At 62.2% G+C, this 14,470-nt stretch carries 14 protein-coding genes, 1 tRNA gene and 1 pseudogene; 12 read left to right on the forward strand and 4 right to left on the reverse strand.

The features are described 5' to 3' along the window. The first annotated feature begins 24 nt into the window (after window positions 1-24). The 9 genes from tolR to nadA all read left to right on the forward strand — a co-directional run bounded on the left by tolR (window position 25) and on the right by nadA (window position 7,071). Entirely contained in the window at window positions 25-477 is a 453-nt protein-coding gene (gene tolR / locus GYB81_RS02335; protein WP_161897718.1) for a protein TolR, read from the forward strand. Next, the gene (gene tolA / locus GYB81_RS02340) at window positions 474-1,457 is read left to right on the forward strand and encodes a cell envelope integrity protein TolA (protein WP_161864621.1); all 984 of its coding nucleotides are present in this window, start codon (window positions 474-476) and stop codon (window positions 1,455-1,457) included. Before tolR ends, tolA begins: the two co-directional genes overlap by 4 nt. A gap of 5 nt (window positions 1,458-1,462) precedes the next feature. After that, window positions 1,463-2,761 carry a Tol-Pal system beta propeller repeat protein TolB gene (tolB, locus tag GYB81_RS02345; RefSeq protein ID WP_161864533.1) on the forward strand — a complete coding sequence of 433 codons (1,299 nt, stop codon included), beginning with the start codon at window positions 1,463-1,465 and terminating at the stop codon, window positions 2,759-2,761. Between the two features lie 55 nt (window positions 2,762-2,816). Then, window positions 2,817-3,314 (forward strand): peptidoglycan-associated lipoprotein Pal, encoded by a 498-nt coding sequence (gene pal / locus GYB81_RS02350; RefSeq protein ID WP_003241687.1) that lies wholly within the window; start codon window positions 2,817-2,819, stop codon window positions 3,312-3,314. A 6-nt stretch (window positions 3,315-3,320) separates the two neighbouring features. Then, the gene (gene ybgF / locus GYB81_RS02355; RefSeq protein WP_161897719.1) at window positions 3,321-4,133 is read left to right on the forward strand and encodes a tol-pal system protein YbgF; all 813 of its coding nucleotides are present in this window, start codon (window positions 3,321-3,323) and stop codon (window positions 4,131-4,133) included. 290 nt (window positions 4,134-4,423) lie between these two features. Then, window positions 4,424-5,071 (forward strand): 7-carboxy-7-deazaguanine synthase QueE, encoded by a 648-nt coding sequence (gene queE / locus GYB81_RS02360; protein WP_161897751.1) that lies wholly within the window; start codon window positions 4,424-4,426, stop codon window positions 5,069-5,071. A gap of 2 nt (window positions 5,072-5,073) precedes the next feature. Beyond that, a complete protein-coding gene (gene queC / locus GYB81_RS02365) occupies window positions 5,074-5,748 on the forward strand; it encodes a 7-cyano-7-deazaguanine synthase QueC (RefSeq protein ID WP_161897720.1) in 675 nt (224 codons plus the stop codon). Window positions 5,749-5,806: 58 nt separating this feature from the next. After that, window positions 5,807-5,882, forward strand: a tRNA-Lys gene (locus tag GYB81_RS02370). 130 nt (window positions 5,883-6,012) lie between these two features. Further along, window positions 6,013-7,071: a quinolinate synthase NadA gene (gene nadA / locus GYB81_RS02375; RefSeq protein ID WP_003241694.1), complete on the forward strand. Its 1,059-nt coding sequence runs from the start codon at window positions 6,013-6,015 to the stop codon at window positions 7,069-7,071. Window positions 7,072-7,196: 125 nt separating this feature from the next. Here the strand turns inward: nadA and GYB81_RS02380 are convergent, their stop codons facing one another. Next, window positions 7,197-8,270: an LOG family protein gene (locus GYB81_RS02380; RefSeq protein WP_161897721.1), complete on the reverse strand. Its 1,074-nt coding sequence runs from the start codon at window positions 8,268-8,270 to the stop codon at window positions 7,197-7,199. A 131-nt stretch (window positions 8,271-8,401) separates the two neighbouring features. Beyond that, entirely contained in the window at window positions 8,402-9,805 is a 1,404-nt protein-coding gene (locus GYB81_RS02385; RefSeq protein ID WP_161897722.1) for an MBL fold metallo-hydrolase RNA specificity domain-containing protein, read from the reverse strand. A gap of 357 nt (window positions 9,806-10,162) precedes the next feature. Here GYB81_RS02385 and GYB81_RS24670 point away from each other — a divergent pair. Further along, window positions 10,163-10,357: pseudogene (locus tag GYB81_RS24670) on the forward strand (hypothetical protein). A gap of 13 nt (window positions 10,358-10,370) precedes the next feature. Here GYB81_RS24670 and GYB81_RS02395 read toward each other — a convergent pair. Next, the gene (locus GYB81_RS02395) at window positions 10,371-10,772 is read right to left on the reverse strand and encodes a quorum-sensing-regulated virulence factor family protein (RefSeq protein ID WP_161864526.1); all 402 of its coding nucleotides are present in this window, start codon (window positions 10,770-10,772) and stop codon (window positions 10,371-10,373) included. Window positions 10,773-11,053: 281 nt separating this feature from the next. Between GYB81_RS02395 and GYB81_RS02400 the strand changes: the two genes are divergently transcribed. Together GYB81_RS02400 and GYB81_RS02405 are read left to right on the forward strand one after the other, a co-directional pair. Further along, a complete protein-coding gene (locus GYB81_RS02400; RefSeq protein WP_161864525.1) occupies window positions 11,054-12,751 on the forward strand; it encodes an OmpP1/FadL family transporter in 1,698 nt (565 codons plus the stop codon). A 60-nt stretch (window positions 12,752-12,811) separates the two neighbouring features. Further along, a complete protein-coding gene (locus tag GYB81_RS02405; RefSeq protein WP_161864524.1) occupies window positions 12,812-13,534 on the forward strand; it encodes a tRNA-uridine aminocarboxypropyltransferase in 723 nt (240 codons plus the stop codon). Here the strand turns inward: GYB81_RS02405 and GYB81_RS02410 are convergent. Then, entirely contained in the window at window positions 13,494-14,420 is a 927-nt protein-coding gene (locus GYB81_RS02410; protein ID WP_161897723.1) for a DMT family transporter, read from the reverse strand. The two genes, GYB81_RS02405 and GYB81_RS02410, sit on opposite strands and share 41 nt — an antisense overlap. Window positions 14,421-14,470 lie beyond the last annotated feature (50 nt).

Raw genomic sequence — 14,470 nt, forward strand, 5'->3', positions numbered from 1 at the left:
GCGCGCACAGGATAGGTTCTAGCCATGGCGAGAATTCGCAACAGACGCAAACCGGTCGCCGAGATGAACGTGGTGCCCTACATCGACGTGATGCTGGTGCTGCTGGTCATCTTCATGGTCACCGCGCCCATGCTCAACCAGGGCGTCAAGGTCGACCTGCCCAAGGTCAGCAGCGAAGCGCTGCCGCAGGACAACGACGCGCAGGTGCTGACCATTTCCATCAAGGCCGACAAGACCTACTACTGGAACATGGGCAGCGAGGTCGACATCGACACCGAGCAGGAGCGCGCCTCCACCCTTGAGCAGATGACTCAGGCCGTTTCGGCGATCATTGCCGAGAACCGTCGCCAGGGTAAGCAGGTGCAGGTGTTCGTGCGCGGTGATCGCACCGTCGATTACGGCACCGTGATGGCGGCCATGGGCGGCCTGCAGCAGGCCGACGTGGGCAACGTCGGATTGATTACCGAGGCGCCCTGATGCAGCAGACCGAGCGTTCGCAGTCGGAAAGCTACTTCTGGCCCGTCGTCTGGGCCGTGGGTCTGCATGTCCTGATGTTCGCCATGCTGTTCGTCAGCTTCGCCTTCACGCCGGAGCTGCCACCGGCGCGTCCGGTGGTTCAGGCTACGCTGTACCAGTTGCAGTCGCAGAGCCAGGCCACCACCCAGACCACGCAGAAGGTGGCAGGCGAGGCGCAGAAGACCTCGGCGCCGCAGTTCGAGACCGAACGACTGGAACAGAAGAAAGCCGAAGAGCAGAAGCAGGCCCAGGCCGAGGCGCAGAAGGTAGCCGCAGCGAAGAAAGCCGAGGAACAAAAGAAGGCGGAAGAGGCTCGAAAGGCCGAACAGGCCAAAGCCGAAGCTGCGAAGAAGGCCGAAGCCGAAAAGGCTGCCGAGCAGAAGCGCCAGGCGGACATCGCCAAGAAGCGCGCCGAGGAAGAGGCGAAGAAGAAAGCCGCTGAAGAGGCCAAGAAAAAGGCCGCTGCAGAAGAGGCGAAAAAGAAGGCGGCAGCCGCCGAGGCCGCGAAGAAAAAGGCTGCCGAGGATGCCAAGCGCAAGGCCGAAGAGGCTCGACGCAAGGCGGCCGAGGATCAGAAGGCAGCAGCGCTGGCCGAGCTGCTTTCGGACAACGTGCAGAACCAGCAGGCGCTGGCGGAAACCCATGGTGACCAGGTCGCGGGTAACCTCGACGATCTGATCATCAAGCTGATCACCGAGAACTGGCAGCGACCGATGTCGGCGCGCCGTGGCATGAGCGTCGAGCTGCTGATTCAGATGCTGCCCGACGGCACCGTGACCAATGCCAGCGTATCGCGCTCCAGTGGCGATGCGCCGTTCGACAACTCGGCCGTTGCCGCTGTACGTAACGTCGGGCGTATTCCCGAGATGCAACAATTGGATCGCGCTACCTTCGACCGTATGTACAGGCAGCGCCGCGTGATTTTCAAACCGGAGGATTGAGCTCTGTGAACAACCTGATTCGTATCGCCCTGCTGGGGCTGGTCATGCTGGTCGGCAGCGTCCAGGCGGCCGATCCGCTGGTGATTTCCCAAGGCGCCGACCGCGCCACCCCTATCGCCGTGGTGCCCTTCGGCTGGCAGGGCGGCTCGGTACTGCCCGAAGACATGTCGCAAATCATTGGCAATGACCTGCGCAATTCCGGCTATTTCGAACCCATCCCGCGGCAGAACATGATCAGCCTGCCGACCCAGGCCAGCGAAGTCATCTACCGTGACTGGAAAGCCCTCGGCGCGCAGTATGTGCTGGTCGGCAATATCGTGCCCAATGGTGGCCGGTTGCAGATCCAGTACGCATTGTTCAACGTCAACACCGAGCAGCAGGTAATGACCGGCAATGTAGGTGGCGGCACCGACCAACTGCGCGACATGGCCCACCATATCGCCGACCAGTCGTTCGAGAAGCTCACCGGCGTCAAGGGCGCGTTCTCCACTCGCCTGCTATATGTCACCGCCGAGCGCATGGGCGCCAACAACACCCGTTACACCCTGCAGCGTTCCGACTATGACGGCGCTCGTGCCGTGACGCTGCTGCAGTCGCGCGAGCCAATCCTGTCGCCGTCCTTCGCACCCGATGGCCGCCGCATCGCTTACGTGTCGTTCGAGCAGCGTCGCCCGCGCATCTTCGTGCAGCACATCGACACCGGCCGTCGCGAGCAGATCACCAATTTCGAAGGCCTCAACGGCGCGCCTGCCTGGTCGCCGGACGGCTCGCGCCTGGCTTTCGTATTGTCCAAGGATGGCAATCCGGAAATCTACGTGATGGACATGGGCAGTCGGCAGATGCGCCGCATCACCAACCACTACGCCATCGATACCGAACCCTTCTGGGGCAAGGATGGTCAGACCCTTTACTTCACGTCGGATCGTGCGGGCCGTCCGCAGATCTACAAGACCAACATCAATAGCGGGGCAGTGGAGCGTGTGACCTTCGTCGGTAACTACAACGCCAACCCGAAATTGTCGGCAGATGAAAAGACCCTGGTGATGATTCATCGTCAGGATGGTTTTACCGTGTTCAAGGTGGCCGCACAGGACCTGGAAACCAACCGTTTGCGCATACTTTCAGACACAAGTTTGGATGAGTCGCCCACTGTTGCGCCCAATGGCACCATGCTAATCTACGCCACCCGCCAGCAGGGCCGGGGAGTCTTGATGTTAGCGTCCACCAACGGACGTGTGAGGCTCCCTCTTCCTACCGCTCAAGGCGAAGTTCGAGAGCCTTCTTGGTCCCCTTACCTGAACTGATGCGGCGTTACACCTATATTGCTTAACACAACTGGGGTTCATTAGGAGTTACATGATGGAAATGCTGAAATTCGGTAAGTTCGCTGCACTGTCCCTGGCTCTCGCCGTTGCCGTAGGTTGCTCCTCCAAAGGCGGCGACGCTGCTGGCGAAGGCGCTGTCGACCCGAACGCTGGCTACGGTGCCAACACTGGCGCTGTTGATGGCAGCCTGAGCGAAGAAGCGGCTCTGCGCGCTATCACCACCTTCTACTTCGAGTACGACAGCTCCGACCTGAAAGCCGAAGCCATGCGCGCTCTGGACGTACACGCCAAGGACCTGAAAGGCAACGGCGCTCGCGTCGTTCTGGAAGGCCACGCTGACGAGCGCGGTACCCGTGAGTACAACATGGCTCTGGGCGAGCGTCGTGCCAAGGCCGTTCAGCGCTACCTGGTTCTGCAGGGCGTTTCCCCGGCTCAGCTGGAACTGGTTTCCTACGGCGAAGAGCGTCCGGTTGCCACTGGCAACGACGAGCAGTCCTGGGCCCAGAACCGTCGCGTAGAGCTGCGTAAGTAAGCTGCCATGCGAGATTGCCGCCGTATCCTGACCCTTCTGACACTCGCCTTGCCGCTCGCGGCGATGGCGGAGGTTCCCGTACTGGAAAGCAGCTCCATGCAACAGGGCAGCAGCTATCCACCGGCGGGTTATGGTACGGCCGGCGCCTCCGCCGGAGCGGGTGCGCAAGCGCCCGCTTCTGCGCAGGGTATGCTGTTCAACCAGCTCGAGCAGATGCAGCAGGAAATTGCGCAACTGCGTGGTATGGTCGAAGAGCAGCAGAACGAAATTCAGCGCCTCAAGCAGGAAGGCCTGGAGCGTTACCAGGATCTGGATCAACGTATTTCCTCCGGTGCCGCTGCCGGTGGAGCTCCCGCACAGAATTCAGCTGATGGCGCGGTAAACGCCAACGGCACGCCAACGCCACCTGCCGCACAGCAGCAGGCCAGCGCCGAGCCGGGTGATCCGGCCAAGGAAAAGCTCTATTACGATGCCGCCTTCGACCTGATCAAGGCCAAGGACTTCGACAAGGCGTCGCAGGCATTCGCTGCCTTTCTCAATCGTTATCCCAACAGTCAGTACGCCGGTAACGCTCAGTACTGGCTGGGCGAAGTGAATCTGGCCAAGGGTGATCTGCAGGCAGCCGGTCAGGCCTTTGCCAAGGTCAGTCAGGCCTATCCAAGCCATGCCAAGGTGCCGGATTCGCTGTTCAAGCTTGCCGACGTCGAGCGTCGTTTGGGGCACAACGACAAGGCACGCGGTATCCTGCAGCAGGTGATCGCTCAGTATCCGGGCAGCTCGGCCGCCCAACTGGCCCAGCGCGACCTGCAGCGGCTGTAAGTCAAGAATCGAGAACGAACCCGCGCTTGACGCGGGTTTTTCTTGTGGCATGCCATCCCGGGCGGCCACCTTACGGGCCGTGGCGGAGCGCCGTGAGAATCAGTTCCGATGATTTTCTATCTGCCATTCGGCCACTTCCATTAGAATGCGCGCTCGCTTGGCTCGCGGGGTTTCAGCTCGGCTGATGTCCCTGTCGCCATGCATCGTCGAATGTCTGCTGCTGCCGACGTTCCTGTCTTTTCACGCAACGGAGGCGGATGACCTGTTTCGTCATCACGCCCGTGGCTACCATGCAAGAAACCCTGCGCATTACCGAGATTTTCTACTCGTTGCAGGGGGAGACGCGTACCGCCGGCCTGCCGACGGTGTTCGTGCGCCTGACCGGCTGCCCCCTGCGCTGTCAGTACTGTGACACCGCCTACGCCTTCAGCGGCGGCGAGATCATTGCGCTGGACAGTATCCTCGACCAGGTGGCCGCCTATCGGCCGCGTTACGTCTGCGTCACCGGCGGCGAGCCGCTGGCCCAGCCCAATTGCATCCCCTTGCTCTCGCGTTTGTGCGACGCCGGTTACGAGGTGTCGCTGGAAACCAGTGGCGCGCTCGACGTCTCGGCCGTGGATTCACGGGTGAGCAAGGTGCTCGACCTGAAGACGCCCGGTTCGGCCGAGGTGCAGCGCAACCGTTACGAGAACATCGAGTGGCTCACCACCAATGATCAGGTCAAGTTCGTCATCTGCTCGCGCGAGGATTATGACTGGGCCGTATCCAGGCTGATCCAGTACGACCTGGCGGCCCGGGCCGGCGAGGTGCTGTTCTCGCCCAGCCATAAACAGGTGGATGCGCGGGCGTTGGCCGACTGGATCGTGGCGGACAACCTGCCGGTGCGCCTGCAACTGCAACTGCACAAGATTCTCTGGAACGACGAGCCGGGACATTGATCATGAACGACAAGAAAGCGGTCATTCTCCTTTCCGGCGGCCTGGATTCGGCCACCGTGGTGGCCATGGCCAGAGCCGAGGGCTACGCCTGCTACAGCATGAGCTTCGATTACGGGCAGCGTCATCGCGCCGAACTGCAGGCGGCCGAGCGCGTTGCCCGGCAACTGGGTGTGGTCGAGCACAAGGTGATCGGCCTGAATCTCAACGGCATTGGCGGCTCGGCACTGACCGACAGCAGCATCGCGGTTCCGGAAACACCGGGCGAAGGTATTCCGGTGACCTATGTGCCGGCGCGCAACACGGTGTTCCTGTCCCTGGCGCTGGGCTGGGCCGAGGTGCTGGGGGCGCGCGACATCTTCATCGGCGTCAATGCGGTGGACTACTCAGGCTATCCCGATTGCCGCCCGGAATTCGTCGAGGCTTTCGAGCGCATGGCCAACCTGGCGACCAAAGCCGGTGTGGAGGGTGAGGGTTTTGCCATCCGTGCGCCGCTGCAGCAGATGAGCAAGGGCGAAATCATCCAGGCCGGTATGCGCCTGGGCGTGGACTATGCGCTGACCGTCTCCTGCTATCAGGCCGACGACGACGGCCGCGCCTGTGGCAAGTGCGACAGCTGCCGCCTGCGCGCGGCGGGTTTCGTCGCCGCTGGCGTGCCCGATGCCACGCGTTACTTCTGAAAAAGTTTTCGCGAAGTGTTGATTTCCTGAATTAAATCAGTATCATGCGCCTCGCGTTGGGTCGTTAGCTCAGTTGGTAGAGCAGTTGGCTTTTAACCAATTGGTCGTAGGTTCGAATCCTACACGACCCACCAGATCGCAAAAGCCAGTCGTGAGACTGGCTTTTTTTTGCTCTCGGAAAAGCCCCTGGCTGGCCCGCCTGTGGCGATGGGCAGCCAGGGGGTATACTCGCAGCTCGCTCAAGAGCGCCGCAGGTTCGATGATATGACGCAGATTTCCGAACGCCTTCTGGTCCAAGCCCACCTCGATGCCAAGCAGCCCAAGCCGCTGACCGCCGAGGAAGAGGCTTTCTATCGCCGTGAAATCGCCGCCGAGCTGAAGAAGCAGAACGCGGTGCTGGTGGCGCACTATTACTGCGATCCGGTCATCCAGGCGCTGGCCGAGGAAACCGGCGGCTGCGTTTCCGACTCTCTGGAAATGGCCCGCTTCGGCAACCAGCACCCGGCGCAGACCGTGGTGGTGGCTGGGGTCAAGTTCATGGGCGAGACGGCGAAGATTCTCAATCCGGAAAAGCGCGTGCTGATGCCGACGCTGGAGGCGACCTGCTCGCTGGATCTGGGCTGCCCGGTAGACGAGTTCTCGGCCTTCTGCGATCAGCATCCCGAGCGCACCGTGGTGGTGTATGCCAATACCTCGGCGGCGGTCAAGGCGCGTGCCGACTGGGTGGTGACCTCCAGCTGCGCGCTGGAGATCGTCGAGAGCCTGATGGATAACGGCGAGACCATCATCTGGGCGCCGGACAAGCATCTGGGCAACTACATCCAGCGCGAGACTGGCGCCGACATGCTGCTGTGGGACGGCGCCTGCATCGTGCACGAGGAGTTCAAGTCCAAGCAGCTGCTGGACATGAAGGCGCTGTACCCAGACGCCGCCATTCTGGTGCACCCGGAATCGCCGCAGAACGTGGTGGAGCTGGCCGATGCCGTGGGCTCCACCAGCCAACTGATCAAGGCCGCGCAGACCCTGCCGAATTCCACCTTCATCGTCGCCACCGACCGCGGCATCTTCTACAAGATGCAGCAGCTGTGCCCGGACAAGACCTTCATCGAGGCGCCGACCGCCGGCAACGGCGCGGCATGCCGCAGCTGCGCGCACTGCCCGTGGATGGCGATGAATACCCTGGAACGTGTGCTGACCGGCCTGCGTCAGGGCTCCGGTGAGATTCATGTCGACCCGGCGCTGATTCCCAAGGCGATCAAGCCGCTCAAGCGCATGCTCGATTTCACCCAGGCGGCGCGGATGAAGGTCGCCGGCAACGCCTGATAGGCATGCAGTAAAAAGAAGCCCAGCCAATGCTGGGCTTCTTGCTTTGCGTAGCCCGGATGCAATCCGGGAATGGCGAGAGGCCAATACCCCGGATTGCATCCGGGCTACGGCAACTCGTCAGCTCAGGTTGCCCAGTTATCCGGTTCATTGACCACATTGAGCAGAGCGCGCAGACGGCCATAGTCGCGCCCGTTGAAGGCAAAGGCCAGGCGGGTGAGGTCGCACAGTTCCGGTTCGTCGCGTTCCTGTTCGCAATAGGGCTGTTGGGTAAAACCGCCTTCCTTGCACAAGCCGGCGAAGTCGACATGCAGTTTGTCCATCGCTGCCTCGTTGAGCGGATGATTGAGGCGAATCACGAAGCGATCCTTGAGCCAGCGGCTGGAGTGGAAGTTGCGATAGAACCGGGCGATTTCATCCACTGCTTCTTCGGCGCTGTAGACCAGGTGCATCAGGTTGAGGTCGGTCTGCAGGATATAGCCGTTGTCGCCGAGCTGCCGGCGGATGAAGCCCAGAGCGTCTTCCCAGTAGCTGCCACCCGGCTGATCGAGCAGCACCACCGGCACCAACGGGCTCTTGCCGGTCTGGATCAGGGTCAGCACCTCCAGGGCTTCATCGAGGGTGCCGAAGCCGCCGGGGCAGAGCACCAGGCCATCGGCTTCCTTGACGAAGAACAGCTTGCGCAGGAAGAAGAAGTGAAAGGACAGCAAGTGGTGGCTGCCGCGCATCGTGGCGTTGGCGGCCTGCTCGAAGGGCAGGGTGATATTGAACCCCAGGCTGTTTTCCGTGCCGGCGCCTTCATGAGCCGCCGCCATGATGCCGCCACCGGCTCCCGTAACCACCATCAGATCGCGGTGTGCCAGCAGTGCGCCAAGTTCGCGAGCCTGTCGGTATAGCGGATGATCCACCGGCGTGCGTGCCGAACCGAATACTGTGACCTTGCGCCGCCGCTTGAGCTGCTCCAGCACACCGAAGGCATGCTCCATCTCGCGCAGGGTCTGCATCATGATCTTGGCGTCCCAGCGGTTGCGATCAGCCTGGGCCATATGGATCACCGTAGTGAGCATCTCGCGGTACAGCGCCAGGTTGGGACTGTTGCTCGGGGCTGCCAGTGCCACCAGTTCCTCCACCTTGCTGCTCAGGTCGACCTCGCTGGTTTGCACGTGGCGCGACAGATAGTCGTCCGATTCAAAGGGCATGGAAACTCTCCTCTTCTTGGCCAGTGGCAGGCGCGCAGCCTCCCACCTTGGCCGGTTCCCTGATTATGGAGGGTTAAGCAGCTTGCCACAGGGAGGCTGCCGTTTCGTTGCCACCTTTTCGTAAGCGCCGATTACAGGGCGATCTGCTCGCCGGGTTCTGGAATGTTGGCGGTCCAGTTCAACCGCTCGCGCAGGGCCTGCTGCAGCGCCTGCATCTTTTCCAGCTCGCCATGGACCAGATGCAGCTCCGGGTGATGTTCGAACCGACTGGCCCAGTCGATCAGCTGCGACTGACCGGCATGTGCGGAGAAACCGCCCAGGGTGTGCACCCTGGCTTTCACCGCGATGCGCTGGTGCAGCACCTTGACCGTTGCGGCACCGTCGACGATCAGGCGGCCCAGCGTGCCCTTGGCCTGGAAACCGGGGAACACCAGATGGCAGTTTTCGCGCCATAGATTGTGCTTGAAGTGATGGACGATACGCCCGCCGTTGCACATGCCGGCCCCGGCGATGATGATCGCCCCGCTCTTGATCCGGTTGATTGCCATCGACTCTTCTGCTGTCGGCGTGCAGCGCAGAATCGGCAGCCAGTCCTCGATGCGTTTCACGCCTTTGGCCGCCAGCGCTGCGCGGTCCTCGCTCGCGAACTGGTCATGAAAGCGGCTGTAAATGGCATTGGCGCGGATCGCCATGGGGCTGTCGAGGAACACCGCCTGCTGGGGCAGACGGCCCTCCTGATAGAAGCGGCCGAGGTAGTAGATCAGATCCTGGGTGCGACCGACGGCGAAGGAGGGAATCAGCACATTGCCGCCATCACGATGGGCCTGCTGCAGGATGTCGGCCAGCTCCTCCAGGGTGGCTTCGCTGTCTCGGTGGTCGCGGTCGCCATAGGTGGACTCCATCAGCAGCACATCGGCCTGGTTCAACTGCGCCGGGGCCTGCATCAGTGGCGAGCAGGTGTTGCCCAGGTCGCCCGAGAACACCAGGTGGCGGTGCAGGTGATGGTCTTCCACCCGCATCTCGACGATGGCCGAGCCGAGGATATGGCCGGCATTGTGGAAGGTCACCTGCACGCCCTTGGCCACCTCGACTTGTACGCCATAGGCGTGAGCACGGCGCTGGCTGAGCGCCTGCTCGGCATTGGCGACCGTATACAGCGGTTTTATCGGCGCCTTGCCCTGACGGGCGCGCCAGCGATTTTCCCACTCGGCGTCCTTTTCCTGAAGAAAAGCCGAATCCAGCAGCATCAGCTCGAGCAGTTCGCAGCTCGCCTCGGTGGCATGGATCGGGCCGCGGTAGCCTTCTGCGACCAGTCTTGGCAGCAGCCCACTGTGATCGAGATGGGCGTGCGAAATCACTACCGCGTCCAGGCTGCGCGGGTCGAATGGAAAGGCGCTGCGGTTCTGATCTTCTTCCTGGCGACGCCCCTGGTGCATGCCGCATTCAAGTAGAACCTTGGCGCCGTCACGGCTTTGCACCAGATAGCATGAGCCCGTGACTTGCTGGATCGCGCCGATGAAAGTGAGCAGGGCCATGAGCCTGTCCTTATCGTGATGATGAGGCGAGTGTGCCGGCTCAACCCGGTGCGGGCCTTGATGCAGATCAGCCGGCGCTTCTCATGGTTTCCAAGCATAGCCGGCGTTCCCTCCCGCCGTTGGTCTGGGCGAGCGAGCACCGGTTTCGTGTCTGATTAACTGCGCAGAGCTGCGCCTGCAGTGCCTCGCTGCCAAACCGGGGCATGCAGCTGTTGGGGCTGCACCGGTCAGCAATGGAGCGCTGCTGACGTTTGCCTTGCGAGGCTCTGGACGGCGAGCCGCTGGCCCGACGAGCAGTCGGAACCTCGCCTGCTGCGCCGAGTCTTCTGTTTGGTCAACCGGAAGGGAGGGGCAGGTATGCCCAAGTTGATTCTGGAGATCGAAACGGACCTCTACAGCAAGCTGCAGCAGGCAGCGTGAAGCAGCCAACTGAGTCTCGAGGACGAGTGCAGACGGCGCCTCGAAGGTGGAAGACGGCGTTCACGCTACATGGAAGCGTTGCTCGCCGAATTGCGCGCCGATGAAGCGCAACGCCGAACGCAAAGGGGCTGACGCCAGCTCTTGATCAGAGGCCGCAGTCGCCCTTGTCGAAAACTTCGACGGTCACCGGGCGATTACTGCGGTATTCGCTGAACTGGTAACGCAGTTGTGCGCCCTGAGCCAAGAGGCTGCGATAGCCCGGGTTGCGGCAGACGCTTGCCGCGAGTTGCGCACGCACGGTATCGGGGTTTCCACGCATTTGTGCAGCATGCGCCTCACGCACGCTGAGGTGGTTGATCAGCGTATGCCCTTCCACCGTATAGCCCTGATCAAGAATGTCCTCATTGATCGCTCGTGGGGTGCCTTCACTGCTTTGCCGGGCAACCTGCTCCAGGGTACGAGTCAGCTCCATCTCCTTCAGCGAGGCTGCCTGGGCAGTGGGAAGCATCAGGCTGAGCGCGAGAGCGGGGAAGATGTAACGCAGCATGGGGAGACTCCTGAAAGCGTGGACGAGGGTTGGACAGGGCCTCGCAGCGAATGTTCGCGGCCATGGCCTTTTGCCCGGATGAAACAAAGTGTTACCGATAGAGACATGATGGCCTCTTGCTGCTGTTCGTCACCACGACCAAAGGCCGGGGATCGTTGCGCAAGCCTGCACGTCACACAGATGAGCCGCCGTCGCAGCCAAGCGGCGCCAGCGCAGACGTAAGTCTGTCGAGGGTGATCGCCGCGCTGCACGGTGTCCAAGCAGCGTGCAGGAGAATAACAATGACAATGCTCTTTCGGCGCTGGCCATCACGTGTGGTGGTCGGCAGTTTACTGGTTTTGCCCGTCGCGCAGGCGCAGGCGTCCGGTTATCACTTTGGTTCGCAATCGGTAGCGGCGCAGGGTTCGGCACATGCCAATGGCGCCGAGGCGGCCGACCCCTCGACCATTTTCTACAATCCCGCTGGGCTGGCCCGGCTCAAAGGCACCCAGTTGACCTCGGGCCTGACTATTCTGTTGCCGGACGGCGACTACGAGGACAAGGGAAGCCGTGATGTATTCGGTAATCCCGTCTCGGGTGATGCGGGCGAGTTCCTGCCCGATGCCGCCGCCGCGCCCAATTTCTACTTCTCCCACGAGATCAATGATCGCGTGACGATTGGCCTGGGGATCTTCACCCCGTTCGGCGCCAAGCTCGATTACAAGGAGGACTGGGCCGGGCGCTACGGCATCCAGTCAGCCAGCCTGGAGACGGTGACCTTCAATCCGAGCATTTCCTACCGCTTCAACGAACATCACAGTGTCGGTTTTGGTGTCTCGGCGCAGTACATCAAATCGGTGCAGCGTGGTGCGGCGGACGTCAAAGGCGCGTCGCGGCAGTTGGCCGGCCAGTTCGTCGATGCGAACTACGAGAGTACCCGCAACGCAGCTGACCCCCTCCTCGGACCTATCGTCGGGATCATCGCCGGTGTGCCGGTGCCGGAGGAAATCACCTCCTGTCGCGGCGTCGCTGACAGGGATGGCTTCGTCGACTGTGTTGCAGGCAACTTCGCCGACAACGTTCAGGGCGACGGCTACTTCCGGGTCAAGGGCGATGATTGGGGCTTCGGCTGGAACATCGGCTACATGTGGGAGCCGACCGAGTCGACGCGCTTTGGCGTGTCCTATCGCTCCAACATTCGCCACACCCTGGAGGGGGAAACGAAATGGAGTTTCGCCGGAGTGCAGGGCAGCGTTCCTTCACCGGATACGTCACTGGAGGGCGGTATTACCATCCCCATTCTGGATATTTACCTACCGCCGACCGATGCCCTGCAGGAGCTGTTCGATGAAGGCAACTGGGTCAACCCAGGTGACTTCGCCGCCACGCGCCTGCACCCCAATTCCAAGGCCAAGACCTCTATCGATACCCCGGAAATGCTTTCCTTCAACGCCTTCCATCAGCTCAACGACAAGGTGGCGTTGATGGCGGACCTGACCTTCACCCGCCACTCGCGGCTCGACGAGGTGCGTATCGGTATCGATCAGGTCGCCGGATATCCCTACTTCAATGGCGTTACCGAGGGCGATCTGAGCGTCAGGCAGGACTGGAAGGATACCTACAAGATCTCTCTGGGCATGAACTACCAGTACAGCGACGACCTCTTGTTGCGCACCGGGGTGGCGTACGACAAGTCACCCGTCAATTCGACCCAGTTGCGTCATCCGGCCTTCCCCGATGCGGATCGCTACTGGTTGTCCTTCGGCGCCAACTACAAGGTGACGCGCGATACCTCGCTGGACTTCGCCTACAGCTACGTGCAGTTCTCCAGCGGCAAGATGGACTACCGAGATGGCTGCTCGCCGGCCGGCTGGGTACCGGGCGCCGGCGGTCCGTACCAGGACAGCGGCGTACGCTGCACCGGTAATGGTGGCAATTACACCGGTGAGTACAACACCCACATCCACTTCATCGGTCTGGCGTTGAACCACACCTTCTGATCCGTCTGGGCGGCGAACGGGGGTGGTAGAATTCCGCCCCCGTTCGCAGTTGTTCCCGCCATGACCCATCCAGCCCCACATGCCGTTGCCCGTTTGCGCGCAGAGCGCCTGGCGCGCAGCGTCAAACCCTTCATTGCCCGCGGCTCGCGTGCCGAGCGTTGCCCTCACTGCCGGGTGCAGCCGACGCATTGCCTGTGTGCCTGGCGCCCGCAGGTCCAGGCCAATGCCGGCATGTGCCTGGTGATGCACGATATCGAGGCGCTGAAACCGAGCAATACCGGTTGGCTGATCGCCGACGTCGTGCCTGAAACTCATGCCTTCGGTTGGACCCGCACCGCGGTCGACCCGGCGCTGCTGCAGCTGTTGGCCGATCCGCAGTGGCAGCCCTATCTGGTCTTCCCCGGTGAATACGTGGCACCGCAACGCGTGGTGGAAGAGGTGCAACTTGCCCCCGGCAAGCGGCCGCTGTTCGTGCTGCTCGATGCAACCTGGACCGAGGCACGCAAGATGTTTCGCAAGAGCCCCTATCTGGATGCACTACCGGTGCTCAGCCTGACCCCGGCGCAACTGTCGCGCTATCGCCTGCGTCGCTCCACCCGCGGCGAGCACCTGTGCACTGCCGAGGTCGCCGCGATGTGCCTGGAGCTGGCGGGTGACCTGCGCGCCGGCGAGGCACTGGACGATTACCTGGACGCTTTCAGTCAGCACTACCTGGCGGCCAAACGACGCCTGCCACTGGATCTCAACGACGCTCTGCACCAGCGTCTGCAGTCGTACCGCTGAGTTCGCTCGGCAAGGGCTTGGGCCACAGCTGAGCCAGCAGCATGCCGCCGAACATCAACGCGCAACCCAGATAACCGCGCAGGGCCAGTACTTCACCCAGCAGCAGGGCGCCGGCAATGGCGGCGAACACGGCTTCCAGCGAGAGGATGATCGCCGCGTGCGAGGCGATGGCGTGCTGCTGCGCCACCACCTGCAGGGTAAAGCCGACCGCTACGCCGAACAGGCCGCCATAGAGAATGGCGGGTGCGGCTTGGACTATGCCGTCCAACGTCGCGGTTTCGAAGATCATCGCCAGTAGCAGGCTGATCACCGCGCAGGTGGCGAACTGGATGAAGGCCAGACGCAGCGGGTCGTGGCGGCTGGCGAAGAAACCCACCAGCAACACGTGAATCCCCCAGACGAAGGCGCCGGCCAGTTGCAGCCAGTCGCCGGAGGCTACGGTGAAGCCTTCTCCGACACTGAGCAGGAACATGCCGACCACCGCCAGGCTGGCGCCCAGCCAGATACCGGCGCTGCTGCGCTGGCCGATCAGCAGTCCGAGAATCGGTACGACGATCACGTACAGCCCGGTGATGAAGCCGGAGTTGGTAACGGTGGTGAACAGAAGGCCGACCTGCTGCAGGTTGATCCCGATCGACAGCGCCAGGCCCATGACCACACCGCCGATCAGCAGGTTGCGGTTCAGCGGCGCGACGGGACGTCGCTGACGGCGCTGCAGCAGGGCCAGCAGTGGTAGCAGCAGCACACAGGCCAGGGCGAAGCGCAAGCCGGTATAAAGGAAGGGGCCGATACTATCCATGCCCAGGCGCTGGGACACGAAGGCGCTGCCCCAGATCATCGCGGTAATCAGCATCAGCAGGTCGGCGCGCAGGGCTTGGCTTCGCATTCGGGCGTCTCGGCAGGAAAGCTGCGCATCCTGCCGCAAAGCATTGAGCT

The organism is Pseudomonas yangonensis (genome assembly GCF_009932725.1).
In the GTDB taxonomy this organism is placed as follows: domain Bacteria; phylum Pseudomonadota; class Gammaproteobacteria; order Pseudomonadales; family Pseudomonadaceae; genus Aquipseudomonas; species Aquipseudomonas yangonensis.

What these genes read in the sequence shown, in the direction of transcription:
- pal (WP_003241687.1), top strand. Translation starts at nt 2,817, where the DNA reads ATGGAAATGCTGAAATTCGGTAAGTTCGCTGCACTGTCCCTGGCTCTC.
- GYB81_RS02410 (WP_161897723.1), bottom strand. Translation starts at nt 14,420, where the DNA reads ATGCGAAGCCAAGCCCTGCGCGCCGACCTGCTGATGCTGATTACCGCG.
- GYB81_RS02400 (WP_161864525.1), top strand. Translation starts at nt 11,054, where the DNA reads ATGACAATGCTCTTTCGGCGCTGGCCATCACGTGTGGTGGTCGGCAGT.
- queE (WP_161897751.1), top strand. Translation starts at nt 4,424, where the DNA reads ATGCAAGAAACCCTGCGCATTACCGAGATTTTCTACTCGTTGCAGGGG.
- nadA (WP_003241694.1), top strand. Translation starts at nt 6,013, where the DNA reads ATGACGCAGATTTCCGAACGCCTTCTGGTCCAAGCCCACCTCGATGCC.
- GYB81_RS02395 (WP_161864526.1), bottom strand. Translation starts at nt 10,772, where the DNA reads ATGCTGCGTTACATCTTCCCCGCTCTCGCGCTCAGCCTGATGCTTCCC.
- queC (WP_161897720.1), top strand. Translation starts at nt 5,074, where the DNA reads ATGAACGACAAGAAAGCGGTCATTCTCCTTTCCGGCGGCCTGGATTCG.
- tolR (WP_161897718.1), top strand. Translation starts at nt 25, where the DNA reads ATGGCGAGAATTCGCAACAGACGCAAACCGGTCGCCGAGATGAACGTG.
- GYB81_RS02385 (WP_161897722.1), bottom strand. Translation starts at nt 9,805, where the DNA reads ATGGCCCTGCTCACTTTCATCGGCGCGATCCAGCAAGTCACGGGCTCA.
- GYB81_RS02405 (WP_161864524.1), top strand. Translation starts at nt 12,812, where the DNA reads ATGACCCATCCAGCCCCACATGCCGTTGCCCGTTTGCGCGCAGAGCGC.
- ybgF (WP_161897719.1), top strand. Translation starts at nt 3,321, where the DNA reads ATGCGAGATTGCCGCCGTATCCTGACCCTTCTGACACTCGCCTTGCCG.
- GYB81_RS02380 (WP_161897721.1), bottom strand. Translation starts at nt 8,270, where the DNA reads ATGCCCTTTGAATCGGACGACTATCTGTCGCGCCACGTGCAAACCAGC.